At 72.9% G+C, this 24590-nt stretch carries 16 protein-coding genes; 8 read left to right on the top strand and 8 right to left on the bottom strand.

Annotated features, from left to right (window positions below; all coding sequences use genetic code 11):
* Positions 1–99 precede the first annotated feature (99 nt).
* From smpB to ftsE, 4 genes are all read right to left on the bottom strand, one after another.
* The gene (gene smpB, locus AB0L21_RS03860; RefSeq protein WP_356340468.1) at positions 100–642 is read right to left on the bottom strand and encodes an SsrA-binding protein SmpB; all 543 of its coding nucleotides are present in this window, start codon (positions 640–642) and stop codon (positions 100–102) included.
* Between the two features lie 68 nt (positions 643–710).
* Complete coding sequence (locus AB0L21_RS03855; protein ID WP_365703553.1) at positions 711–1898, bottom strand: S41 family peptidase; 1188 nt, start codon at positions 1896–1898, stop codon at positions 711–713.
* Between the two features lie 68 nt (positions 1899–1966).
* The gene (ftsX, locus tag AB0L21_RS03850; protein ID WP_365703555.1) at positions 1967–2884 is read right to left on the bottom strand and encodes a permease-like cell division protein FtsX; all 918 of its coding nucleotides are present in this window, start codon (positions 2882–2884) and stop codon (positions 1967–1969) included.
* 42 nt (positions 2885–2926) lie between these two features.
* Positions 2927–3616 carry a cell division ATP-binding protein FtsE gene (gene ftsE, locus AB0L21_RS03845; protein ID WP_055707746.1) on the bottom strand — a complete coding sequence of 230 codons (690 nt, stop codon included), beginning with the start codon at positions 3614–3616 and terminating at the stop codon, positions 2927–2929.
* 262 nt (positions 3617–3878) lie between these two features.
* Between ftsE and AB0L21_RS03840 the strand changes: the two genes are divergently transcribed.
* A complete protein-coding gene (locus tag AB0L21_RS03840; RefSeq protein WP_365703557.1) occupies positions 3879–4079 on the top strand; it encodes a hypothetical protein in 201 nt (66 codons plus the stop codon).
* A gap of 75 nt (positions 4080–4154) precedes the next feature.
* Here AB0L21_RS03840 and AB0L21_RS03835 read toward each other — a convergent pair whose 3' ends face one another.
* The 4 genes from AB0L21_RS03835 to AB0L21_RS03820 form a co-directional block, all read right to left on the bottom strand.
* Positions 4155–5102 carry a hypothetical protein gene (locus tag AB0L21_RS03835; RefSeq protein ID WP_365782053.1) on the bottom strand — a complete coding sequence of 316 codons (948 nt, stop codon included), beginning with the start codon at positions 5100–5102 and terminating at the stop codon, positions 4155–4157.
* Between the two features lie 295 nt (positions 5103–5397).
* Positions 5398–6504, bottom strand: a complete 1107-nt coding sequence (gene prfB / locus AB0L21_RS03830; protein WP_365703561.1) for a peptide chain release factor 2 — start codon at positions 6502–6504, stop codon at positions 5398–5400.
* Between the two features lie 83 nt (positions 6505–6587).
* Positions 6588–7814 (bottom strand): serine/threonine-protein kinase, encoded by a 1227-nt coding sequence (locus AB0L21_RS03825; RefSeq protein WP_365703564.1) that lies wholly within the window; start codon positions 7812–7814, stop codon positions 6588–6590.
* 111 nt (positions 7815–7925) lie between these two features.
* Positions 7926–9674 (bottom strand): serine/threonine-protein kinase, encoded by a 1749-nt coding sequence (locus AB0L21_RS03820; protein ID WP_365782051.1) that lies wholly within the window; start codon positions 9672–9674, stop codon positions 7926–7928.
* 398 nt (positions 9675–10072) lie between these two features.
* Between AB0L21_RS03820 and AB0L21_RS03815 the strand changes: the two genes are divergently transcribed.
* The 7 genes from AB0L21_RS03815 (at position 10073) to AB0L21_RS03785 (ending at position 24500) form a co-directional block, all read left to right on the top strand.
* Positions 10073–13735 carry an FtsK/SpoIIIE domain-containing protein gene (locus AB0L21_RS03815; protein WP_365782049.1) on the top strand — a complete coding sequence of 1221 codons (3663 nt, stop codon included), beginning with the start codon at positions 10073–10075 and terminating at the stop codon, positions 13733–13735.
* Positions 13736–13968: 233 nt separating this feature from the next.
* Positions 13969–15348: an ABC transporter substrate-binding protein gene (locus AB0L21_RS03810; protein ID WP_365703568.1), complete on the top strand. Its 1380-nt coding sequence runs from the start codon at positions 13969–13971 to the stop codon at positions 15346–15348.
* A 70-nt stretch (positions 15349–15418) separates the two neighbouring features.
* Positions 15419–16699: a sugar ABC transporter permease gene (locus AB0L21_RS03805; RefSeq protein ID WP_365703590.1), complete on the top strand. Its 1281-nt coding sequence runs from the start codon at positions 15419–15421 to the stop codon at positions 16697–16699.
* A complete protein-coding gene (locus tag AB0L21_RS03800) occupies positions 16696–17604 on the top strand; it encodes a carbohydrate ABC transporter permease (RefSeq protein WP_365703570.1) in 909 nt (302 codons plus the stop codon). The genes AB0L21_RS03805 and AB0L21_RS03800 overlap by 4 nt, the downstream gene beginning before the upstream one ends.
* A gap of 153 nt (positions 17605–17757) precedes the next feature.
* On the top strand, positions 17758–19965 hold the full coding sequence (locus AB0L21_RS03795) for a bifunctional glycosyltransferase family 2 protein/CDP-glycerol:glycerophosphate glycerophosphotransferase (protein ID WP_365782046.1): 2208 nt from the start codon (positions 17758–17760) through the stop codon (positions 19963–19965).
* 125 nt (positions 19966–20090) lie between these two features.
* Positions 20091–22292, top strand: a complete 2202-nt coding sequence (locus AB0L21_RS03790; RefSeq protein ID WP_365782044.1) for a CDP-glycerol glycerophosphotransferase family protein — start codon at positions 20091–20093, stop codon at positions 22290–22292.
* A 6-nt stretch (positions 22293–22298) separates the two neighbouring features.
* The gene (locus AB0L21_RS03785) at positions 22299–24500 is read left to right on the top strand and encodes a CDP-glycerol glycerophosphotransferase family protein (RefSeq protein ID WP_365782042.1); all 2202 of its coding nucleotides are present in this window, start codon (positions 22299–22301) and stop codon (positions 24498–24500) included.
* The last annotated feature ends 90 nt before the right edge of the window (positions 24501–24590 follow it).

Below are 24590 nucleotides of genomic sequence, written 5' to 3'. Positions count from 1 at the left end.
CCCCTCCGCGAGGAGGGTTCGCGCACCCTCTGTGGAGTGCACTGCCATCGTACGTGACCAACGCCCGACGATGCCAGCCTATTCCCGTCGGCCGGCCGGCTAGACGCCGCGCTGCCTGCGCTTCGCCGCCGCGATCGCCCGGTCCGCCTCCCGCCGGTCCTGCTGCTCCCGCAGCGTCTGCCGCTTGTCGTACTCCTTCTTGCCCCGTGCCAGGGCGATCTCGGCCTTCGCCCGGCCGTCCTTGAAGTAGATCGCGAGGGGCACGATCGTGTGTCCCGTCTCCTGGGACTTCGACTCCAGCTTGTCGATCTCCTCGCGGTGCAGGAGCAGCTTGCGCTTGCGGCGCGCGGAGTGGTTGGTCCAGCTGCCCTGGTGATACTCGGGGATGTGGGCGTTGTACAGCCACGCCTCACCGCGGTCGATCTGGACGAAGCCGTCGGTCAGCGAGGTCCGTCCCTCGCGCAGCGACTTGACCTCTGTGCCCATGAGCACGAGCCCGGCCTCGTAGGTGTCGATGATCGCGTAGTCGTGCCGGGCCTTCTTGTTCTGGGCGACGATCTTGCGCTTGCCGCCCTTCTCGCCGTCCCTGGCCTTGGCGGCCCCGCCGCCCTGCTTGGGCTGGGACTCCTTCGGTACGTACATTCCCTTGCTCATAGTGCCCACCATTTTCGCACCACACAGGGGGTGTGCGTACAGCCGATTACGGCTGGCTACGACGGGGCGCCCAGCCCGGTGAGGACTGTCTCCGCCCGTGGCAGGGCCTGCTCCGGCCCCGCCTCCAGGTCCGGGGTGATGCCCCGGCCGTCGACCGCGCGGCCGGAGGGCGTGCGGTAGTGGCCGACGGTCAGCTCGGCGACCGAGCCGTCGGGCAGCTTCGTCGGCATCTGGATGGAGCCCTTGCCGAAGGTGCGGGAGCCGATCACCACCGCGCGGCCCCGGTCCTGGAGGGCGCCGGTGAGCAGCTCGGCCGCGCTCATGGTGCCGCCGTCGACGAGGACGACCAGGGGGCGGGCGGTGTCACCGCCGGAGGCGGCGTGCAGGGCGCGCTGGGCGCCGTCGACGTCGTAGGTGGCGACCAGGCCGCCGTCCAGGAAGGCGGAGGCGGTGTCCACGGCCTCGGTGACCAGGCCGCCGGAGTTGCCCCGCAGGTCCAGCACGGTCCGGCCGTCGGCGGGTGCGTCGCGCAGGGCCTCGCGGACCGCGTCGGCGGAGCCCTTGGTGAACGCGGCGATCGTGAGCACGGTGACGCCGTCGGGCAGTCGGCGCACGCTCACGGAGTCGGTGGACAGCCGGGCCCGGTGCAGGGTCTCGGTCCACGCGCGCGTGCCGCGCACCAGGCCGAGGGTGACCGTCGTACCGGCCGCGGCGTCATCGGTGCCGCCGCGCAGCGCGTCGCCGCGGAGCAGGGCGACCACCTCGGTGACCGGGCGCCCGTCGACCTTCCTGCCGTCGACGCTGCGCAACCGGTCGCCCGCCCGGATCCCGGCGTCGGCGGCGGGCGAGCCCGGCTGCACCCTGGTGACCTCGATCCCGCCGTCCGCCTCCTGCCGCGCCCACAGGCCGACACCGGTGTACCGGCCGTCGAGCGCGTCCTGGAACTCCTCGTACTCGCCCTCGGAGTAGACCGCGGCCCAGCGGTCCCCGCTGCGGCTGACGGCCCTTTCCGCCGCCTCCATGGGGGACTTGCCGTCGGCCATCGCCTCCGCGGCGGCCCTCTCGACGGCCTCGTGCCGGGCGGCCGGGCCCACCGGACCGGCAGCGGACTTCCGCGCGGGGGAGTCGGGTTCGGGGAAGGAGCCGGTGGCGGCGCCGGCGATCAGCACACCGGCGAAGACCAATGTCAGGGTGGCCCCACGGCGGACGCGGCGGGGCTGACAGAACAGGTCACGGCCTGACATGGCGGCGAGTCTAGGGCAACGCGAAGGGGCCGTACGGCCGGATGCCCGTACGACCCCCTTGGCATGCGTCACACCTTCAGATACTTGCGCAACGCGAAGAACGCGGCGAGCGACGGCATCAGGACACTCGTGGCGAGAATCAGCGGCAGCTTGGTCAACACCGCGTCCCAGCCGACGAAGTTGATGAGCGTGAGCTTGTGGGACAGCTCCATGCCGTGGTCGATGGTGAAGTACCGGCCGACCACGAGCGCCACACAGGCGAGGCCGCCGCCGATGAGTCCGGCGACCGCGGCCTCCGCGATGAACGGCGCCTGGATGTAGAAGCCCGAGGCACCGACCAGGCGCATGATCCCGGTTTCGCGCCGTCGGCTGAACGCCGAGACGCGCACGGTGTTGACGATGAGCAGGAGCGCGACGATCAGCATCATCGCCATCACGCCGAGCGCGCCCCGGTTCATCAGGTTCAGCAACTGGAAGAGGTTGTCCAGGATGCCCTTCTGGTCCTGCACCGACTGCACGCCGTCCCGCCCGTTGAACGCGGACGCGATCACCTGGTACTTCTGCGGGTCCTTGAGCTTGATCCGGTACGACTCCTGCATCTGGTCCGGCGTCAGCGAGCCGGCCAGCGGGGAGTTGCCGAACTGCTCCTTGTAGTGCTTGTACGCCTCGTCCTGCGACTCGTAGGTCACCTTCTCGACGACCGGCATCTTGTCCAGGTCCGCGAGGATCTGCTTCTTCTGGTCCGCGGTGACCGCGCCCTTGGCGCAGTGGACGTCGTTCTCCGCGTCGTGCTTGTTGCACAGGAAGATCGAGACGTTGACCTTGTCGTACCAGTAGCCCTTCATGGTGCTCACCTGGTCGCTCATCAGCAGCGAGCCGCCGAACAGGGCCAGGGACAGGGCGACGGAGACGATGACGGCGAAGGTCATCGTCAGATTGCGGCGGAGACCGACACCGATCTCCGACAGGACGAACTGGGCGCGCATGGCGGGTTCTTCAGGCCTTTCCGGAACTGGGTGCTGGTGCGGTCAGTGCTGGTAGCCGTAGACGCCGCGGGCCTGGTCGCGGACGAGGCGGCCCTTCTCCAGCTCGATGACGCGCTTGCGCATCTGGTCCACGATGTTCTGGTCGTGCGTCGCCATGATGACGGTCGTGCCCGTCCGGTTGATGCGGTCGAGCAGCTTCATGATGCCGACGGAGGTCTGCGGGTCGAGGTTGCCGGTGGGCTCGTCGGCGATGAGCAGCTTCGGCCGGTTGACGAACGCGCGCGCGATGGCGACGCGCTGCTGCTCACCACCGGACAGCTCGCCGGGCATCCGGTCCTCCTTGCCGCCGAGCCCGACGAGATCGAGCACCTGCGGCACGGACTTGCGGATCTCGCCGCGGGACTTGCCGATGACCTCCTGGGCGAAGGCCACGTTCTCCGCGACCGTCTTGTTCGGCAGCAGCCGGAAGTCCTGGAAGACCGTGCCCAGCTGGCGGCGCATCTGCGGCACCTTCCAGTTGGACAGGCGCGCGAGGTCCTTGCCCAGCACGTGCACCTGGCCGTGGCTGCACCGCTCCTCGCGGAGGATGAGCCGCAGGAAGGTGGACTTTCCGGAGCCGGAGGACCCCACGAGGAAGACGAACTCGCCCTTCTCCACCTCCAGGGAGACATCCCTGAGTGCGGGGCGGGTCTGCTTGGGGTAGACCTTGGAGACGTTGTCGAATCGGATCACGGATGCACCACGGGTCGCCGGGGGTAGATGAGCGTGACCATACGCGAACCGGGTGTGCAAGTGCAGTCGCAGGTTGAGGTTGGGCAAGACTTGTACGTTTTTGTACCGCCCGCTTCCCGCACCGCCTTCCCGGAGGCCCCGCGCACGCGCCGCGGGAACCTGGCACAGTGGAGGGGAGACGAAGGACGACGGGAACGCGGGGGAACGTTCTCGTCCCCGTGAGCGTTGTGCATGTGATGGCCGGTGCAAGGAGGGCGAGCGCATGACGTACGACCGGTTGGTGTGCGCGAACTGCGCGGCGCCCGTGAGCGAGGGCCGGTGCCCGGTGTGCCGTGCCAACCGCGAGCGACTGCAGCAGGAGGGCTTCTTCTCAGGCCTGAGCGGGTTGAACCCGATGGCGCTGATCGCGCTGCTGGCGGTGCTGATCGCCGCGGTGGCGCTGCTGGCGCACCAGACCGCCTGACCGAAGCGTCACAAGGGCCCGGAGCCGAGGCTCCGGGCCCTGGCGCGTGTGCCGTGCGTGCCCGTGTGGCTACGGTCAGGCGGCGGCGCCGCCGCGGCCGCTCACCAGGCGCGGCAGGACGCGGAAGCCGATGCCGCCGGCGATCATCGTCGCGGCGCCGACGAGCAGGAACGCGGTCTGACCGGCACCGGTCTCGGCGAGCTGCTTGTCGCCGCCCTGGGCCGAGGTGTCGGAGCCGGTGTCGGTCAGCGCCGAGGAGCCCTCGTCCTGCGGAACGTTGTTGTTGCCGCCGTCGGGGCCGGTGTGGTTGCCGCCGGTGCCGGAACCTCCGGTGGTGGAACCGCCGGTGCCGGAACCGCCGGTGCTGCCCGAACCGCCGTCGGTGGAACCGCCGCCCGTGGAACCGCTGGTGCCGCTGTCGCCACCGGAGCTGTCGCCACCGGAGGTGCCGTTGCCACCCGAGTTGCCGTTGCCACCGCTGTTGCCGTTGCCACCCGAGTTGCCGTTGCCACCCGAGTTGCCGTTGCCACCGGAGTTGCCGTTGTCGCCGCCGGTGGAGGCGTCGCCGCCGCTGTTGCCGCCGGAGGTGCTGTCGTCACCGCCGATGGAGGCGCTACCGCCGATGGAGGCGTCACCGCCGATGGAGGCGTCACCGCCGATGGAAGCGTCGCCGCCGATCGAGGCGTCACCCCCAATGGAGGCGTCACCACCGGAGGTGACGTCACCGCCACTGGCAGCCGAGCCGTCGGTGCCGGCCGAGCCGGTGACGGAGCCGCCGTCGGTGCCCAGGGTCGTGCCCTCGGTCACGCCGATGGTGGCGCCCTCGATGGAGCCGCCGTCGGCGGTGCCACCGTCCGTGTTGCCGCCGTCGGCGCCGACACCGCTCACGCCGAGGCTGATCGGGCCCGCCTGGACATCGAGGTCCAGGGCGGAAGCCGCGCCGGCGGCGGTCAGCGACGCACCGGCCGCGATCACGGCGCCGGCGGCTATCCGCGCGACCCGGATCCGCGTCTTCTTCGTCATATGGTTGCTACCCCCAGTAGCTGTTCGTCAATGAGGCGGCGCGTGGGGCGTGCCGTGATCGACGGAGGCAGCTGGTGACGAAGTGGCGTCAACTCGATCCCCCGGTTCACATGCGCCCCCAGAGTACGCATGCCGCGCCTCACCCTTCCCATTTTTCAAAGCAACGTCAAGGGCGTTGCGGGCGCAATGTCCGATGGGGTGGCGTTTGCCGGGAGTTGAAGCCTGTGAGTGTGATGTAAAACCCAGACAAATGACAACTGCCGCCTCTGGGGCGGCAGTTGTCATGTCGACAAAGTCACTTCTCCTGCTGCTTGCGCCAGCGAATCCCGGCCTCCAGGAACCCGTCGATCTCGCCGTTGAACACGGCCTCCGGGTTGCCCACCTCGTACTCGGTGCGCAGGTCCTTGACCATCTGGTACGGGTGCAGCACGTACGAACGCATCTGGTTGCCCCAGGAGTTGCCGCCGTCGCCCTTGAGGGCGTCCATCTTGGCCTGCTCCTCCTGCCGGCGCCGCTCCAGCAGCTTGGCCTGGAGGACGTTCATCGCGGTGGCCTTGTTCTGGATCTGCGACCGCTCGTTCTGGCAGGAGACCACGATGCCGGTGGGCAGGTGCGTGATGCGGACCGCGGAGTCGGTCGTGTTCACGCCCTGGCCGCCGGGGCCGGAGGAGCGGTACACGTCGATGCGCAGCTCGGACTCGTCGATCTCGACGTGGTCGGACTGCTCGACGACGGGCAGCACCTCGACACCGGCGAAGGAGGTCTGCCGGCGGCCCTGGTTGTCGAAGGGCGAGATGCGCACGAGGCGGTGCGTGCCCTGCTCGACGGAGAGGGTGCCGTAGGCGTACGGCGAGTGCACGGCGAACGTGGTCGACTTGATGCCGGCCTCTTCGGCGTACGACGTCTCGATCAGCTCGGTCTTGTAGCCGTGCTGCTCGGCCCAGCGCAGGTACATGCGCTGGAGCTTCTCGGCGAAGTCGGCGGCGTCGACGCCACCGGCCTCGGCGCGGATGTTGACGAGTGCCTCACGGGAGTCGTACTCGCCGGACAGGAGGGTGCGGACCTCCATCTCGTCCAGCGCCTTCTTCACCGCGGTCAGCTCCGACTCGGCCTCGGCGCGGGTGTCCGGGTCGTTCTCCTCCTCGGCCATCTCGAAGAGGACCGCGAGATCGTCGATCCGGCCGCGCAGCGCCTCCGCCTTCCTGACCTCGGCCTGGAGGTGGGACAGCTTGCTGGTGATCTTCTGTGCCTCGTCCGGGTTGTCCCACAGGGACGGGGCCGCCGCCTGCTCCTCGAGCACGGCGATATCTGCCCTCAACCTGTCGAGGTCCAGGACGGCCTCGATCGACTCCATGGTCGAGGAGAGGGACTTCAGCTCTTCGGATACATCGACGACTGCCACGCCTTCCAGCGTAACGGCTGTGGCAAGCGACCTGGCCCGCATCCCGGCCGAGCGAGCCGGGTGGGAGGCGGGCGGGGGCCGGCTCAGGGGGCCGACGTGCTGTGGGTGGCCGGGGCCGGCTGGTCGTCGTCCCCGCCGGAGGAGGCGAACCAGGCGCCGACGGCCACGACAGCGGCCACCACCACTGCGGCCACTCCCAACGTCACCCTGCGCCGGCGTACCGCGGCCTTGTGGCGGGCCGAGCCCGGCCGGGGCGCACCAGTGGCCCGAGGAGCGCGAGCGGTCCCGTGCGCGCCCCCCGCCAGCTCGTCCGGCGCCGGCACCCGCATCGAGGTGTGCGTGTCGCGGTTGGAGTCCGGCTTGGCTCCGGGAACCAGGGAGACCGCGCCTCGCCGCCGTACCGGCTCACCCTGCGGAGCCGACGGCACGGACTCCTCGGTGGCTTCCTCGGAGAGGTCGGGCTCGTCCACGTCCAGCGGCGGCATCCCGGCCAGCGTGGGCAGCTGCTCGCGCAGCCGCGCCGCCAGCTCCGAGGCGCGCAGCCGGGAGGCCGGGGCCTTGGCCAGGCACTGCACCAGCAGCTGCCACAGCTCCTCGGGGATGCCGGGCAGCGGTACGACGGTCTCGGTGACGTGCCGCCGCAGGACCGCGCCCGGGTGGCCGCCGCCGAAGGGCGTGAAGCCGGCCAGCAGCTCGTACAGGACCGTGGCGAGCGCGTAGATGTCCACGGCGGCCCGGGGCGGCAGGCCCTCCACGATCTCCGGGGCCAGGTAGTCCGGCGTACCGATGATCTTCGTGGCGCGGGTCCGCCGCGGCGAGTCGATCAGCTTGGCGACGCCGAAGTCGGTGAGCAGGGCGGGGTGGGAGCCGCCCGGGCCGATAGGGCCCCGCATGTCGAGCAGGACGTTCTCGGGCTTGACGTCCCGGTGGACGACCCCGGCCGCGTGGGCCGCCGCCAGCGCGTCGGCGACGTCGGCGACGATCGCCACGGCCGCCTCGGGCGCCAGCCGCCGCTCCCGCTCCAGCCGGGTGCGCAGGTCGGTGCCGCGCACGAGGTCCATGACCAGGGCCAGGTCGTTGCCGTCGACCACCAGGTCGCGCACGGTCACGATGTGCGGATGCTCCAGGCCGAGCAGCGCGGTGCGCTCCTGCACGAAGCGTCCGACGAGCTCCTGGTCGGAGGCGAGGTCCTCACGCAGCAGCTTGATGGCGACGGGGCCGTCCGGTCCCTCGCCCAGCCACACCGTGCCGGCGCTCCCCCGCCCCAGGATCTGGTTCGCGGTGTACCGGCTGCCGATCTTCCGTGCCAAGACTGCTCCTACAGACGCGTGTTGTCGCCAAAACTACGCGTCCGACGAGCCAACCTTCACCGCGGAGACGGAAATCACCCGGCAGATGTCGACAAATCTCCGAACCAGCGATCAGTTTCCGCTGCCGGAACCGCCCAGATCCTTGATCCAGCCGCCCACCGTGCCGATCCAGTCGGTCATCTGCTGCCAGTAGCCCTTGCCGGTGCCGATCCACTCCTGCAGCGGGGTCAGCTCCCAGATCAGCCAGCTCGCGACGATCAGGATGACGATCGTGAACAGGCAGCCCTTCAGACAGCCCAGCCCGGGGATCTTCATCCGGTTGGCGCTGCGCTGCCGCGGCTCCCGGGGCTCCCGCGCGGGCCGCTGCGGCGCGGGCGGGGCGGGCGGCGCGTACCGCTGCGGCTGCTGGGGCTGCTGGGGTTGCTGCGGCGGGGCGTACTGCTGGGGCTGCTGCTGCGGATAGCCGTACCCGGCGCCCTGCCGGTTCTGCCGGCCACGCGGCTGCGGCTGCTGCGGGCGGCCCTGCGGGGCCGGGCGCGGCTGCTGCTGGGGCCGGGCCACCTGCCGCTGGGGGCGGCGGCGCAGCGGGTCCTCGTCCGGGTCCAGGTACTGGATCTGCGTCTGCTCGTTGCGGTCGCGGGCGGCCCGCAGCTGGGTCTGCCAGGGATGCGGCTGCTCGCCCTGCTGGCCCTGCCCTTGCTGGCCCTGCCCCTGGCCGTACTGACCCTGCTGGCCCTGCGGGACGGGCGGCAGGACCGCCGTCGGGTCCGCCGCGCCCGTGTTCGGGAGTACGGCGGTGGGATCGGCGGCGCCGGCCGGGCCGCCGGTGTGCGGCAGCACGCTGGTCGCCGCGTTGGGATCGTGCTGGCCGTACGCCCCCTGCGGCGCGTTCGACGGCAGCACCTGGGTGGGGTCGGCGGCGCCGGGCACGCCCGGGACGGCGGCCGGGGCCGGGTCGGGCACGAGCAGCGCGCCGACGCCCTCGGCGGCGGCGATCTGCGCGGCGTTCGCGTGCACCCCGACGCCCTCGGCGACGACCCGCAGCCCGCGCGCGAGGTTCTCGGCGCTCGGCCGCTCGTCCGGGTTCTTGCGCAGGCAGCGCTCTATGACCGTCCACAGCGGGTCCGGGACGGTGGAGGGACGGCGCGGGTCGGCGCTCAGGTGCTGGTGCAGGACCTCCAGGGCGGAGCCGCCGGCGAACGGCGGTCGGCCGGTGACCAGCTCGTACAGCAGGATGCCGGCGCCGTAGATGTCGACGGCGGAGGTCTGCGGGCGGCCCTCGGCGGACTCCGGCGCCACGTACGCGGGCGTGCCGACGAACTCGTGGGTGCGGGTCAGGCCCGGGGAGTCGGCGAGGCGGGCGATGCCGAAGTCGGTCAGCATCGGGTGCATCTGGCCGCCGTGCTGCATGAGCAGCACGTTGGCGGGCTTCAGGTCGCGGTGGACGACGCCGTCGGCGTGGCTCGCGGCGAGGGCGTCGGCGATCTGGGCGGTCACCAGGGCCGCGGCGACCGGGGTGAAGGGGCCGTTCTCGCGCAGGTAGCGGTGCAGGTCGGGGCCGTCGACGAGGTCCATGACCAGCGCCAGCAGGTCGCCCTCGACGACCAGGTCGCGGACCCGGACGATGTTCGGGTGGGTGAGCCGGAGCAGCACGGAACGCTCGCGCAGGAAGCGCATCACGATGTCCGGGTCGCTCGCCAGCTCCTCCTTCAGGACCTTGATCGCGACCGTCTCTCCCGGCTGTCCGGGCACGGCCGCCTCGGCGCCCGCGGTCTCGCGCTGGCGGGCACGCCAGACGGTGCCTGTGGCGCCGCGTCCGAGCGGTTCCTCAAGCAGGTACTTGCTGCCGACTGGCCGCACGTCTCGCGCTCCCTGCTGGTTGCTGTTGCTTCACTTGCCTGCGTTCCGGTGTTCCGACCCACTGTAGTGCCGTGCTCCACGGCACCACGTACGCGTTCCGGGCACGTGCGCGCGGGCTCGACGGAAAGACGCGCGTCCCGGTCCGCTGGTTGCCGGGGCCGGACGTGACCGATCTCAACTGATCGCCGGTGACGTACTGGTCAGGCATTTTTGGGGGCAGAGCCGACCAATCAAGATCACTTCTGCCCGGGTCACGGGCGCGTTGTCGGTGGCAGGTGCGAGGATGCCTGCAGCAGCACCCTGGGATGCCTTCAGTGGCTGCTGGCCGACGTGCTCGTGCGGGGGTGGGGGGAAGTCCGCGCCCGCGCAGATCCGCGCAGAAGGGACCGCTGACGCCGATGCAGATCCGGCTGACCGTCGTAGACCCGCTCGGCCCGTCCCCGCAGCGAGGCCGCGCCGCGAGCCGCGACGTGCTGGTCACGGCTCCTGCGGGCACTGAGCTGGCCGCGGTCGCGTCGGCGCTGGCCGGGGCGGTCACCGGAGAGGGCGGCACGGGGCGGGAGACCGGCGGCGCCTCCGTGGTGCTGTACGCGGGCACCGAGCGGCTCGACCCGCGCCGCAGCACGCTCGGCGAGCCGCCGCTGGTCGACGGCGCCGTGCTGTCCCTGGGCGCCCCGGCGGCACCCGAGCCGCATCCCGAACTGGACGACGCGCCGACCCAGCTGCACGTGGTCGCCGGCCCCGACGCGGGCGGGGTCCATCTGCTGCACGGCGGCCGGATCACGGTCGGCCGCTCCGCCGACGCCGACGTCCCGCTGGACGACCCCGACGTCTCCCGTCTGCACTGCGAGGTCACCGTCGGCACGGACGGCCGGGTCTCGGTCGCCGACCTCGGCTCCACGAACGGCACGTCGCTGGACGGCGTACGGGTGACGGAGCGGCCCGTACGGGTCCCCGCCGGGGGCTTGCTGCGCATCGGCGAGTCCGCCCTGCGGGTGACTCCGTCCGGGGGACCCGGGATGCGGGTGCGGACGGTGGCCGACGGGGAGGGGTGCGTGCGGGTCGCCGTGGGCGGGGAGCGGGGGCCGTCGGGTACGGGTCCGCTGGGGGCCGGATCCGCTGTGCCGCCCGCACGGACGCCTTCCGCCGGTGTGAGCGGACCCGGCAGGGCGGGTGAGACCGGTGCCGGTGGCGCTGGGGCACGAGAGGCTGCCGGTGGTGCGCGGCATCCGCGCGGCGTGGCGCCCTCCGTCACTGGGCGTTCCGGTGCGTGGGGGTCCTCCGGCGGTGCCCAGCATGCCTACGACCCCCACGGCTCCGTCGGCTGGGACGCGCAAGCTCAGGAGCACCGGCGTGGGCAGTCGCCCGTCGTGCCGGGGCAGGCCGGCGCACCGAGCGTGGAGAGCCGGAGCGAAGGCCCCGCCGGTGCGCCTGGCGCGGCGACCGGTGGGGACACTCATGCGGGCCGATCCGGTGTCGCCGGGGCCGGTGACGAGGACGCGCGGGCGCGCGGGCGCAAGGGGACCCCCCTCAGGGGCACCGACATCCCGCAGGGTGTCCGGCGGCGCGGGCTCGGGGCCTGGGCGCGTCGGCTGACCGGCGGACGCGGGGAGCAGCCGGCCGGTGCGGAGTCGTACGACGGTACGGCCGCCCCCGCCGACGGCACCCCGGCACCCGGTGTCCCACGGCAGCCGGAGACCTGGCCGGACCCGGCCGCACTGCTGCTCACCGCGCTGGGCCCCGGGCCCCGGCTGTGGGAGCGCGGGCCGGGACACCCCGAGGCGCTGACCGTACGGCTCGGCACGGCCGACCGGAGCGCGCCGGACGGCTCGGGCCTGCTGCCGGCGGTGCCGGTGACGGCCGCGCTGCGGGAGGCGGGCACGCTGGGCCTGGCCGGTCCGCGCCCCCGGCTGTCCGGGCTGGCCCGCGCGGTGCTGGCCCAGCTCGCCGCGCTGCACTCCCCCGACCTGCTGGAGATCGTGCTGATCAGCGCGGACCGCTCACGGCCGGTGGCGGACCGTACGGCCGAGTGGGCCTGGCTGGGCTGGCTCCCGCACGTCCGGCCGGGCCACGGCCAGGACTGCCGGCTGCTGCTGGCCTACGACCGTGAACAGGCGGCGGCCCGCACGGAGGAACTGCTGCGCCGGGTGGAGGACCACGCGGCGACGGGCCGCACGACGGCCCACCCCTCGCTCGCGCGCGGCGCGGCTCCCGCGGCGGGTGCGACGGGCGCCCAGGGGCCGGCTGCGCCGACCGCGGCCTCCGGCGCCCACCACGGACCGGACGCCTCCCGCGGGACCCACGGGACCTATGGGACCTACGGCGGCCCGGGGCACCCGGTGCACCCCGACGCCGCCCCCAGCAGCCCGGGCCATGCCGCGCACCCCGGCACCCCCGGCACGCCCACCCCTCCCACTCCCCCCGCTCACGCCGGACCCGCCACCCGCCGCCCCTCCTGGGCCGAGGAAGGCCCCGAGTCCGGTGCCGCTGGTGGCTTCGCCGGGCCGTTCACCGTCGTCGTCGTGGACGGGGATCCGGGCGGGTCCGCGCTGCGGGACGCGCTCGCGCGGCTGGCCCTGGCCGGGCCGCGGGCCGGGGTCCACGTGGTGTGTCTCGCCGAGACCCCGACCGCGTCGCCCGCCTCCCCCGTGACGGAGACGTACGAGGCCGCCTGCGCGGTGACGCCGACGTTCCGGCACTGCGGTGCCGTGGCGCTGCTCAGCGGAGACGTCGCCGCCACGCTGCGGCTGATGCGGGTCGCGCCGGGCGGTCCCGTCGGTCCCGGTGCGCCCGCCACCGTCGACGCCGTCTCCGCCGCCTGGGCGGAGCGGTTCGCGCGGGCACTCGCGCCACTGCGCCCGGACGGCCCCGCCGGCGAGCACCACGCGCGCGTGGCCACGCCGCTGCCCCAGTCGGCCCGTCTGCTGGACGAGCTGGGGCTGGCCCGGGCCACCCCGGCCTCACTGATGGCCCGCTGGGCCGACGCGGCCGACGACACGCGGTCCCTGGGCGGGCGGGCGCGCGCGGTGCTGGGTGCCGGGCCACGCGGACCGGTCACCGTGGACCTGGTGGCCGACGGACCGCATCTGCTGATCGAGGGACCGGCCGGCAGCGGCCGTACCGAGCTGCTGCGGGCCGTGGTCGCCTCGCTGGCCGCCGCCGAGCGGCCGGACCGGCTGGCCATGGTCCTGCTCGACGGCCGGGACGGGGTCGGCACGGGCGCCGGCCGCGGTGAGGGCCTGCGCGTGTGCACGGACATACCGCATGTGACCACGCACCTCATCGCCAACGACCCCGTCCGCATGCGCGAGTTCGCGCAGTCGCTGGCCGCGGAGCTGAAGCGCCGGGCGGAGCTGCTGGGCCGGACCGACTTCGCCCAGTGGCACGCCGGGCAGGAGGTGTCCGGCCGATTGGTCGCCCAGCGCACACCCACCCCCGGCTCCACCGCCGCACCCGCTTCCGCCTCCGGTGACATCGAGACGCCCCCCAGCTCCACGCTCCGTCTGCGGCCGGGCGCCGCCGCCCGGCAGCGGGCCGCGGCCGTGGCGCCGTTGCCCCGGCTGGTGGTGGTCGTGGACGACCTGGACGCGCTGGTCTCCCCGGCGCTCGGCTCGCCGGGCCGGCCCGCCGCCGGCTCGGTGATACGGGCGCTGGAGGCGGTGGCCCGGGAGGGCGAGCGGCTCGGCGTCCACCTGGTGGCGGCGGCCGGGACCGGCGGCCGTACGGCGGAGTCCGAGCCGGCGCGCCGGGCCGCGCTGCGGGTCACGCTGGACGCCCCGCAGCCGGGGCCGGACCAGCCGGCGCCGGGCCGGGGCACGCTGGCGGACGCGGACGGGCGGACCACCGGTTTCCAGGGCGGCCGGGTGACGGGCCGTATCCCGCGTACCGCCACCCAGCGGCCCACGGTCGTCCCGCTGGACTGGGAGCGCATGGGCGACCCGCCGGCCCGTCGGCCCGTGCGGGAGCTGGGCAACGGCCCGACCGACCTGGCGCTGCTGGCGAGCGCGGTGGAGCGGGCGGCCCGTGAGGTCGCGGCGGCGGAGGTGCCCTCCCTTCTCTGAGAGAACCCCGTCCCCCCTCCAGGTGAACCCGTCCTCTCCCCGGCGAACCCGCCCCGCTCCCGCGCCATCGGAAATCCGCGGGCATGCACCCCTGGTCACGAGCCGGTCACGATGAGCCGGTGGACACCGCAGGCGCTCTTGCCCACCCGTCGCGGCCCGGCGTACACCGGACCGCACGGGAGAGAGTTCTGACGTTCAACAGCGTTCAACGGAGAACGACGAACGGGGAAGTGATGCGCAGCAAGAGCAGCACGTTCCGGGCACACAGGGCCGTCACCGCACTCGCCGCACTGCTCACGGGAGCGCTCGCGCTCTCCGCCTGCTCCGGCAGTGACGACGACAAGAAGGACAACGGGGACAAGAGCAGCGGGGCCGCCGGCTCCACCGTCACCCTGCCGAAGCTGAACGGCGCCCATCTGGAGGTGGCCGCCGTCTGGACCGGCGGCGAGCAGGCCAACTTCAAGAAGGTCCTCGCCGAGTTCGAGAAGCGGACCGGCGCCAAGGTCACCTTCGTGCCGGCACAGGACCCGATCATCAACTTCCTCGGTTCGAAGATCGCGGGTGGCCAGCCGCCGGACGTGGCGCTGCTGCCGCAGCCCGGCGCGATCAAGCAGGCCGTCGACAAGGGCTGGGCCAAGCCGCTCGGGGCCGAGGCCCGGCAGGAGCTGGCGAAGAACTACTCACAGGGCTGGCAGGACATCGGCACGGTCGGCGGCAAGCAGTACGGCGTGTACTACAAGGCCGCCAACAAGTCGCTGATCTGGTACAACGCCAAGGTCTTCGAGAACGCGGGCGCCCAGGAGCCGAAGACCTGGAAGGACCTGCTGACCGCCTCGCAGGCGGTGTACGACTCGGGTGTCACCCCGTTCTCGGTGGCCGGCGCGGACGGCTGGCCGCTGACCGACTGGTTCGAGAACGTGTATCTGTCGCAGGCGGGGCCGGAGAAGTACGACCAGCTCGCCCAGCACAAGATCAAGTGGACCGATCCGTCGGTGAAGCAGGCGCTGACCACCCTCGCCCAGATCTGGGGCAAGAAGGACTACCTGGCCGGCGGCCAGAAGGGCGCGCTGCAGACGGAGTTCCCGCAGTCGGTCACCCAGACCTTCACCGGCGGCGACCAGCCGAAGTCCGCGATGGTGTACGAGGGCGACTTCGTGCAGGTGAACATCGGGGAGACCAAGGCGAAGGTGGGCACGGACGCGAAGGTGTTCCCGTTCCCGGCGGTCGGGCAGTCGGCGCCGGTGGTCTCCGGCGGTGACGCGGCGGTGATCCTGAAGGACTCCAAGGCGGCGCAGGCCCTCGCCACCTTCCTCGCCTCCCCGGACGCGGCCACCATCCAGGCGAAGCTCGGCGGGTATCTCTCGCCGAACAAGAACGTGCCGATCTCGGCGTACCCGAACGCGGTGCAGCAGAAGATCGCCAAGGCGCTGATCGCGTCCGGCGACGACTTCCGCTTCGACATGTCCGACCAGGCCCCGCAGGCCTTCGGCGGGACGCCCGGCAAGGGCGAGTGGAAGGACCTCCAGGACTTCCTGAAGAACCCGCAGGACGTCGCGGGCGCCCAGGCGAAGCTGGAGAAGGACGCGGCGGCGGCGTACGGGAACGGGGGCTGATCCGGCCATGGCGTCGGCAGCGGCGGCCGGGGCCCCACCGGGCCCCGCCGCGCCCCGCAGTCGCAAGAGCGTGACCGGCACCCGCAGGACCGTGGCAGCGCTGTTCCTGCTGCCCGCGCTGGTGCTGCTGGGCGCGCTCGTGGTCTACCCGATCGGGTACTCGCTCGTCCGCAGTTTCTCCAACGCCTCCGGCGACGGCTTCGCCGGCTTCGACAACTACACGACCCTCTTCACCGACGACGGCATCCGCACCGCACTGAAGAACAACGTCCTGTGGGTGGTGTTCGCGCCGACGGTCTCCACCGCGCTCGGCCTGGTCTTCGCGGTGCTGACCGAACGGGTGCGCTGGGGAACGGCGTTCAAGCTGGTCGTCTTCATGCCGATGGCGATCTCGATGCTGGCCGCCGGGATCATCTTCCGGCTGGTGTACGACCAGGACCCGGACAAGGGCGTCGCGAACGCGGTGTGGGTGGGCGTGCACGACACGTTCGCGCAGTCGTCGGCGTTCCCGAAGGCGCACCCGGGCCGCGAGTCGCCGCTCGTGGCACAGGGCGGGGGCTTCGTCACGAAGGCCGTCGTGCACGCCGGGCAGCCGGTCGCCCTGCCGCTCGTCGGCGTCGCCCCGGACCAGTTGCCGGACGGCGCGAAGAAGGCCGCCGCCGCGAAGCCCGAGCCGGGGAAGGTCACCGGCACCACCTGGCAGGACTTCACCCGCGGCAAGGGCGTCGGGAAGCTCGGCGCGCCCGATCCGTCCGAGGTGGGCTATGCCGGGATGCGGATCGAGGCGGTGAAGGACGGCAAGGTGGTCGCCTCGGCGAAGGCGTCCGGAGACGGCACCTTCGCCCTCCCCGCGGCGGCCGACGGGGCGCGGCTGCGGCTGCCGGCGAGCAACTTCAAGGAGCCGTACAACGGGGTCGACTGGCTCGGCCCGGCACTCGTGACGCCGTCGATCATCGCGTCGTACGTGTGGATGTGGGCGGGCTTCGCGATGGTGCTGATCGCGGCCGGACTCGCGGGTGTGCCCCGGGAACTGCTGGAGGCGGCGCGGGTGGACGGCGCCACCGAGTGGCAGGTGTTCCGCAAGGTCACCGTGCCGTTGCTGGCGCCGGTGCTGGCGGTCGTCGTCGTCACGCTGATGATCAACGTGCTGAAGGTGTTCGACCTGGTGTTCATCATCGCGCCGGGCTCCTCCCAGGACGACGCGAACGTGCTGGCGCTGGAGCTGTACCGCAAGGGCTTCGCGGAGGGCCAGCCGGGCATCGCGAGCGCGATCTCGGTGTTCCTGCTGCTGCTGGTGATCCCGGTGATGCTGTTCAACATTCGTCGGCTCAGGCGGGAGGTGCGGCGATGACGGCGACCGCCGGAAGCATCGGGAAGGCCGACCCGGTCGGCACGGTGAAGGCCAGGCAGTCGGTGGCGTCCCGGATCGCGGAGCGGCTGAGCGGCGGGCTGGTCCGCGTGGTCCTGATCGTCGTGGGCCTGTTCTGGCTGGTGCCGACCATCGGTCTGCTCATCTCCTCGCTGCGCACCCCGCAGGACATGAGCGCGAGCGGCTGGTGGACGGTGTTCACCGAGCCGTCCCAGCTCACCGTGGACAGCTACCAGAAGCTGCTGGAGAACTCGGACATCACCGACTCCCTGGTGAACACGGTGCTGATCACGGTCCCGGCGACCGTCCTGGTCGTGGTGGTCGGGGCGCTCGCCGGGTACGCGTTCGCGTGGATGGAGTTCCCGGGCCGGGACTGGTGGTTCCTGGGCGTGGTGAGCCTGCTGGTGGTGCCCGTGCAGGTGGCGCTGATCCCGATCGCCGAACTGTTCGGCAAGATCGGGCTGTTCGGGACGATCCTCGGGGTGATCCTGTTCCACACCGGCTTCGGTCTGCCGTTCGCGGTGTTCCTGCTGCGGAACTTCTTCGCGGAGATCCCGCGCGAGCTGCTGGAGGCGGCCCGGCTGGACGGCGCCGGTGAACTCCGGCTGTTCGCACGGGTGGTGCTGCCGCTCGGCGGGCCGGCCATCGCGAGCCTCGGCATCTTCCAGTTCCTGTGGGTGTGGAACGACATGCTGGTGGCGCTGGTGTTCACCAAGTCGGGCACCCAGCCGATCACGGTGGCGTTGCAGACGCAGGTACGGCAGTTCGGCAACAACATCGACGTGCTGGCGCCCGGCGCGTTCATCTCCATGGTGATCCCGCTGGCCGTGTTCTTCGCGTTCCAGCGGCAGTTCGTGTCCGGGGTGATGGCGGGCGCGGTCAAGTAGCCGCAGAAGGACATCTCGCAGGGGGCGGGCCGTCGGCGGCCCGCCTCTTCGCGCTCATCTGAGGTAGCCCGAATGCCGTAGGGGCCGTAACCCATTCACTCCATCGGCCGTTCCCGGGCAGAACGCCCGCGCCGACCGACCCATGGATGCCCCTTGCCCAGGTTCAGTGTCATTGTTCCCGCGTACAAGGTCCAGGCGTATCTCTCCGAGTGCCTGGACTCGGTGCTCTCGCAGTCGTACCCCGATCTGGAGCTGATCGCCGTGGACGACTGCTCACCCGACGCCTGCGGCGCGATCATCGACGAGTACGCGGCCCGGGACGCGCGCGTGAAGCCCGTCCACCTGGCCGGGAACCAGGGGCTGGGCCGGGCCCGGAACGCGGGGCTCGCCGAGGCGGCCGGTGACTACCTGATCTTCCTGGACGGCGACGACACGCTCACCCCGGACGCGTTGCGGGCGGTCGCCGACCGGCTGAAGGAGACCGGCGACCCGGAGGTCCTGGTCTTCGACTACGCGCGCACCTACTGGGACGGCAGCGAGGTGCGCAACCAGCTCGCCGCCCAGCTCACCGAGCGGGGCCCGGCGCCGTTCCGGCTGGAGGACCGGCCGGGGCTGCTGCGGGTGCTGATGGTGGCCTGGAACAAGGCGTACCGGCGGGAGTTCGTCGCCCGGCACGGCTTCACGTTCCCGCCGGGCTACTACGAGGACACCCCCTGGACCTTCCCGGTGCTGCTGACGGCCGAGTCGCTCGCCACCCTGGACCGGGTGTGCGTGCACTACCGGCAGCGCCGGCGGGGCAGCATCCTCGGCACCACCAGCCGTCAGCACTTCGACCTGTTCGAGCAGTACGACCGGGTGTTCGCGTACGTCGAGGAACGGCCCGAACTCGCCCGCTGGCGCCCGGAGTTGTTCCGGCGGATGGTCGACCACCACGCCGTGGTGTTCACCCGGCGGGGACGGCTGCCGCGCGGCAGCCACGGTGAGTTCCTGCGCCGGGCCCGCGCCCACTACCGCCGCCACCGCGTGCCCGGAGGACGCCCGCGACTGCGGTACGGCCTGATCCGCTTCGGGCTGCACCGCACGTTCCGGGCGCTCCGGCTGGCCGCGGCCGTCCGCCGGCGCGTACTGAGGTCCGCGCTGAAGCTCGCCCGCGCCCTGCGCACCGGCGCACTCCGGCTGCACTACGGCATCCAGCTGCGGCTGCCACTGCGGTCCGACCGGGCGGTGTTCGCCGCCCGGGAGGGCTGCGGCGACCCGGGCGCGCTGGAGGAGGCGTTCCGGGCGCACGCCCCGCGGCTGCGCACCGCGTGGGTCGCCCCGCCCGGGCGCGCGGTGCCGCCGGGCCCGCGCCCTCTGACGCCCGGCACGGCCGCCTACTGGACGGCACTGGCCCGCTCCCGCTACCTGGTCAGCGACGCCCGCTTCGAACGGCGGCTGCGCAAGCGGCCCGGGCAGGTCGTCGTGCGGGCCCTGGAGGGCACCCCGCTCGGACACGCGGGCCTGGACCTGCTGGAGCGCCCGGCGGCGGCCCGTGACCTGGACTTCGCGGAGCTGCTGCGGGACGTCGACCAGTGGGACTACGTCCTGTCCGGCAACCGGCACGCCACCCTGACCTGGGAGCGGGTCCTGCCGGGCGGCTACACCACGCTGGAGTACGGGCTGCCCCGCAACGACGTCCTTCAGCGGGCGACCGCGGCGGACGTGTCCCGGATCCGGCGGGAGCTCGGCGTCCCGGAGGGCGCGGTCGCCATCCTGTACGCGCCCGCGCACCGCGACCACCGGCGCACCCAGCGCCCGCTGCTCGACCTGGCACGGATCCTGCGCCGCCTCGGCCCGCGCTTCGTGATCCTCGCCCGCACCCCCGTCGCCGTCGAGGGCACCCGGATCATCGGCGTCCGCGGCCATCCGGACCTGGCGGAGCTGTGCCTCGCCTCGGACGCGCTGCTCACCGACTACGCGCCGGTCATGTTCGACTACGCGGGCCTGGACCGGCCGATCGTGGTGCACACCGAGGACTGGGCGGCGTACGAGGCGTGCCGCGGCGCCTACTTCGACCTGCGGGAGTTCCCGCCGGGCGCGGTGGCGCGCAGCGAGGACGAGCTGATCGACATCTTCGCCTCCGGGCACTGGCGCGGCTCGCGCTCGGCGCAGCTGCGGGCGGCGTTCCGGGAGCGGTTCTGCCCGTGGGACGACGGGCACGCCGCCGAGCGGGTGGTACGGCGGGTGGTGCTGGGCGAGACGGAGCCGCCGGCGGCGGTGCCGCTGGCGGACCGCACCCCGGCCCCGTCGTCCTGCGCACGCTCCCCGCTGACCACCGTGCCGCAACCTTCCGGCCCCCTCCCCGTCACCGACAGCCGCTGAACAGCGTTGGTCCTTCCGGGAGTTCCCATGCCCCTCGGCTCGACGCGGCCCGCCCCGAGCCGGCCGTCCACCTGGCGTCCGGCGGGACGGCCCGGCCGCGTCCGCAAGACGACAGAAAGAACAGAATGTCCCGCTTCAGCATCATCGTCCCGTCCCACGGGGTCACCGGCCGGTTGTCCCAGGCGCTGGACTCGGTCCTCGGCCAGTCCTTCGACGACCTGCAGCTGATCCCGGTCTGCGACGCCCCCGACGCCCCGGCCGCCGAGGTCGCCGCCGACTACGCCGAGCGGGACTCCCGGGTGACCCCCGTCCACTCGCCGCCGTCCGCCGGGCTGAGCGGGGCGCGCAACGCCGGGATCCGGGCGGCGACCGGCACGTACCTGCTGTTCCTGGACGGTGACGACCTGCTGCTGCCGGGCGCGCTCGCGGCGCTGGACGCCCGGCTGTCCGAGACGGCCGGCGTGGACGTGCTGTACACCGAGCACGAGCGCGTCCCCTGGTGGGAGGGCGAGCCGGCCAACCCGGCCGCACCGCTGCTCGCGGGAGCCCCGAAGGGCGCCTTCGCCCCCGCCGACCGGCCCGCGCTGACCGGCGTCCAGCTGCCCGCGTGGAGCGCCGTCTACCGCCGCGCCTTCGTCACCGAGCGGGAACTCGCCTTCCCCGAAGGCCACTTCACCGACCTCGGCTGGGGCGGGCTGGTGACCGTCGCCGCCGAGCGGATCGCGGTGCTGCGCCGGACCGTCGTACGGCACCGGCTGCGCCGCCAGGGCAGCCGGCTCAATCTGCCCGGGCCGCACCAGCACACGCTGCTGGACCAGGTGGAGCGGGTGCTGACGCGGGCGGCCGAGCGTGCCCTGCCGGCCGAGCGGACCGGGCCGCTGTTCGACCAGTTGTTCGCCGTGGTGCTGAAGACGGCGTCCCGCCCGGAGCGGCTGCTCTCCGGGCGCCGGGCGTTCTTCCGCCGGGCGGCCCGCCTCTACCGGCGGCACCGGCCGGCCGGCCACCGGGTGCCGGGCGGCAGCCTGGGCGTGCAGCACCGGCTGCTGGCGGCGGGCGCGTACACCGCGTTCCGCGCCCTGCGCGGCGCCAACCGGGCGGCCGGCGGCGCCACCGGCCGGCTGCCCCGCCCGCACATGCTGCGCACCCGGCTGCGCTACGCCCGCGACCTGCGCCGCCCGCTCGACCCGAACCTCGCCGTGTACTGCGCCTACTGGGGTCGCGGCTACGCCTGCAACCCGGCCGCGATCCACGCCAAGGCCCGCGAACTCGCCCCGCACATCCGCTCGGTGTTCCTGGTGGAGGCCGGCCAGGAACACGCCGTGCCGCAGGACGTCGAGTACGCGGTGATCGGCTCCCGCCGCTACTGGGAGGTGCTGGCCCGCGCCACGTACCTCGTCAACAACGCCAACTTCGCCGAGGGCGTCGTCAAACGGCCGGGCAGTGTGCACCTGCAGACCCAGCACGGCACCCCGCTGAAGACGATGGGCGTGGACCAGTCGACGTACCCGGTGGTGGCCGCGCAGTCCGGCAGCTTCACCAAGCTGCTGGGCCGGGTGGACCGCTGGGACTTCAACCTGTCGTCCAACCGCCACTCCACCCAAATGTGGGAGCGCGCCTTCCCCGGCTCCTACGAGCACCTGGAGTACGGCTATCCGCGCAACGACGTCTACTACACGGCGACCGCCGGGGAAGTGGCCCGGATCCGGCGGGAGTTGGGCATCCCGGAGGGCAGGACGGCCGTGCTGTACGCGCCGACCCACCGCGACCACCACACCGGCTTCGAGCCCGGCCTGGACCTGGAGGCGTTCTGCGCGGCGGCCGGCGAGGACGTCGTCGTGCTGCTGCGCGCCCACTACTTCTACGACCGGGGCGGCGTCCGGGGCTCCGGCCGGATCATCGACGTCACCGCGCACCGCTCGTCCGAGGACGTGTGCCTGGCCGCGGACGCGCTGGTCACCGACTACTCGTCCATCATGTTCGACTACGCCAACCTGGACCGGCCGATCGTCGTGTACGCCGACGACTGGGACGTCTACCGGGAGACCCGGGGCGTCTACTTCGACCTGATGGCCGAGCCTCCCGGGCTGGTCGCCCGGACCCCCGAGGAGCTGGCCGCCGTCTTCCGCGACGGCTCGTACGCGGGCCAGGAGGCCAGGGCGCTGCGGGCCGCGTTCCGGGAGCGGTTCTGCCAGTTCGACGACGGGCGGGCCGCCGAGCGGGTCGTGAGGCGGGTGCTGCTCGGCGAGCCGCCGGAGGCGGTCCCGGCCGTGATCCCGCTCGCGGAGCGCATCCCCGCCCCCGCCGCCGCGACCCTCGTGAGGAGCTGACCCGCCGTGCCCCGCTTCAGTGTGATCGTGCCCTGTTTCAAGGTGCAGGGATTTCTGCGCGAGTGCCTGGACTCGGTGCTCGGGCAGTCCTTCGGCGACTTCGAGCTGATCGCCGTGGACGACTGCTCCCCGGACGGCTGCGGTGCGATCCTGGACGAGTACGCCGAGCGCGACCCGCGCGTGAAGGTGCTGCACCTGCCGGAGAACGTGGGCCTGGGCCGGGCCCGCAACGCGGGCATGCCGCACGCCACCGGCGACTACCTCTTCTTCCTGGACAGCGACGACACCCTCACCCCGGGCGCGCTGCGGGCCGTCGCCGACCGCCTCCTGGAGGCCGAGGACCCGGACGTGCTCGTCTTCGACTACGCGCGCACCTACTGGTGGGGCGGGACCCGGCGCAACGTCCTCGCCCACGTCCTGGCAAAGGCCCCCGGCACGTTCGCCGTGGCGGAGTATCCGCAGATCCTGGACCTGCTGATGGTGGTCTGGAACAAGGTCTACCGGCGCGAGTTCGTCACGGAGAACGGCTTCGCGTTCCCGCCGGGCTACTACGAGGACACCCCCTGGACCTTCCCGGTCATGCTCAGCGCCCGCCGGATCGCGGCCCTGGACCGGATCTGCCTGAACTACCGGCAGCGCCGGCAGGGCAACATCCTGTCCACCACCAGCCGCAAGCACTTCGACATCCACGACCAGTACGAGCGGGTCTTCGCCTTCGTCGCCGAGCGGCCGGAGCTGGCGGCCTGGCGGCCGTATCTGCACCGCAAGATGGGTGAGCACTGCCTGGACATCCTGGCCAAGCCGGACCGGCTGCCGCCCGCCGACAAGGCCGAGTTCTTCCGGCGTACGGCGGAGATGTTCCGCCGGCACCGGCCCGAGGGCGCCCTGCCGGCCGGCGAGGTCTCCGTGCTGACCGGTTCCTGGACCGGGTACCGGGTCAAGCGGCAGGCGGCGCGGGCCGGGCGGGAGGCGGCCCGGCGGGCGGACCGGGCGCGCCGGGCCGCCGCCGCGCGGGCCCGCACCGGCTGGTCGGCCCTGCACGCCCGCCGGCCGCTCGACGAGAACCTCGTGGTCTACTCGGCGTCGTCGCACCGGGGCCTGCTCGGCGACCCGGCGGCCGTCCACGCCGCCGCCCGGGAGATCGCCCCGCAGCTGCGCGGCGTCTGGGTGGTGCGGGACGCGGAGACGGCCGCGCGGCTGCCGTCCGGCGTCGAGCACGTGATCGTCGGGTCCCGGCGGTATCTGGAGGTGACCGCGCGCGCGAAGTTCTTCGTCAACGACGTCAACTGGCCCGGCACCCTGGCCAAGCGCCCCGGCAGCGTGCACATCCACACCCATCAGGGCACCCCGCTGAAGTACCTGGGCGCCGACCTGCTGGACAAGCCGGGTGCCCGGCTCGGCTTCGACGTGCCGCAGATGCTGCGCCGGGCCGACCGCTGGGACTACAGCCTGGTCGCCAACCGCCACTCGGAGCTGGTCTGGGAGCGGGCGTACCCCTGCCACTTCACCTCGGTGCGCACCGGCAGCCCGCGCAACGACGTGCTGGTGAACGGCGGTCACAGCGACTTCCGGGAGCGGCACGGCATCCCGGCGGACCACACGGTCGTGCTGTACGCGCCGACCCGGCGGGACTACCGCCGCAGCGGATACGCGGAGCGGATCGACCTGGCCCGGTTCGCGGCCGATCTCGGCGAGGGGCACACCCTCGTGGTCCGGTTGCACCCGTCGCTGGCGAACGGCCCCGCGCGCGGCATGGGCCTCACGGAGCTGGCCCGGCGCGGGGTCGTGGTCGACGCGACCGACGAACCGCTGCTGTCGGACGTGCTGCTCGCGGCGGACGCGCTGGTCACCGACTACTCGTCCGTGATGTTCGACTACGCCAACCTGGACCGGCCGATCGTGGTGCACGCCGACGACTGGGCCGCGTTCACGGCGAGCCGGGGCACGTATCTGGACATCACCGCGGAGCCGCCCGGCCATGTCGCGCACTCCTACCGGGAGCTGGCCTGGCTGTTCGCCTCGGGCGGGTGGCGGGACGAGGAGTCGGCGCGGCTGCGCGCCGACTTCCGGGCCCGGTTCTGCGCGTACGAGGACGGGCGGGCCGCCGAACGGGTCGTAAGGACCCTGCTGCTGGGGGAGCGGATGCCCGCGCCGAAGCCCCGGATCCCGGGCCAGGCGACGGCCCCGGACGCGCTGACGTCGGCCTAGGTCCTGTCGTCAAACTCCCGTCGTCCGCCCGGAGGGCGGGCCGCGCGGCGTCAGGTGCGTGCTCTCGGCGTGCCGGGCCCCGGCCCTCGT

The sequence above is a fragment of the Streptomyces sp. NPDC052721 genome, from assembly GCF_040678315.1.
In the GTDB taxonomy this organism is placed as follows: Bacteria; Actinomycetota; Actinomycetes; order Streptomycetales; family Streptomycetaceae; genus Streptomyces.
Note: the sequence above shows the minus strand (reverse complement) of the source record. Positions and strands in the feature narration are given on the sequence as shown.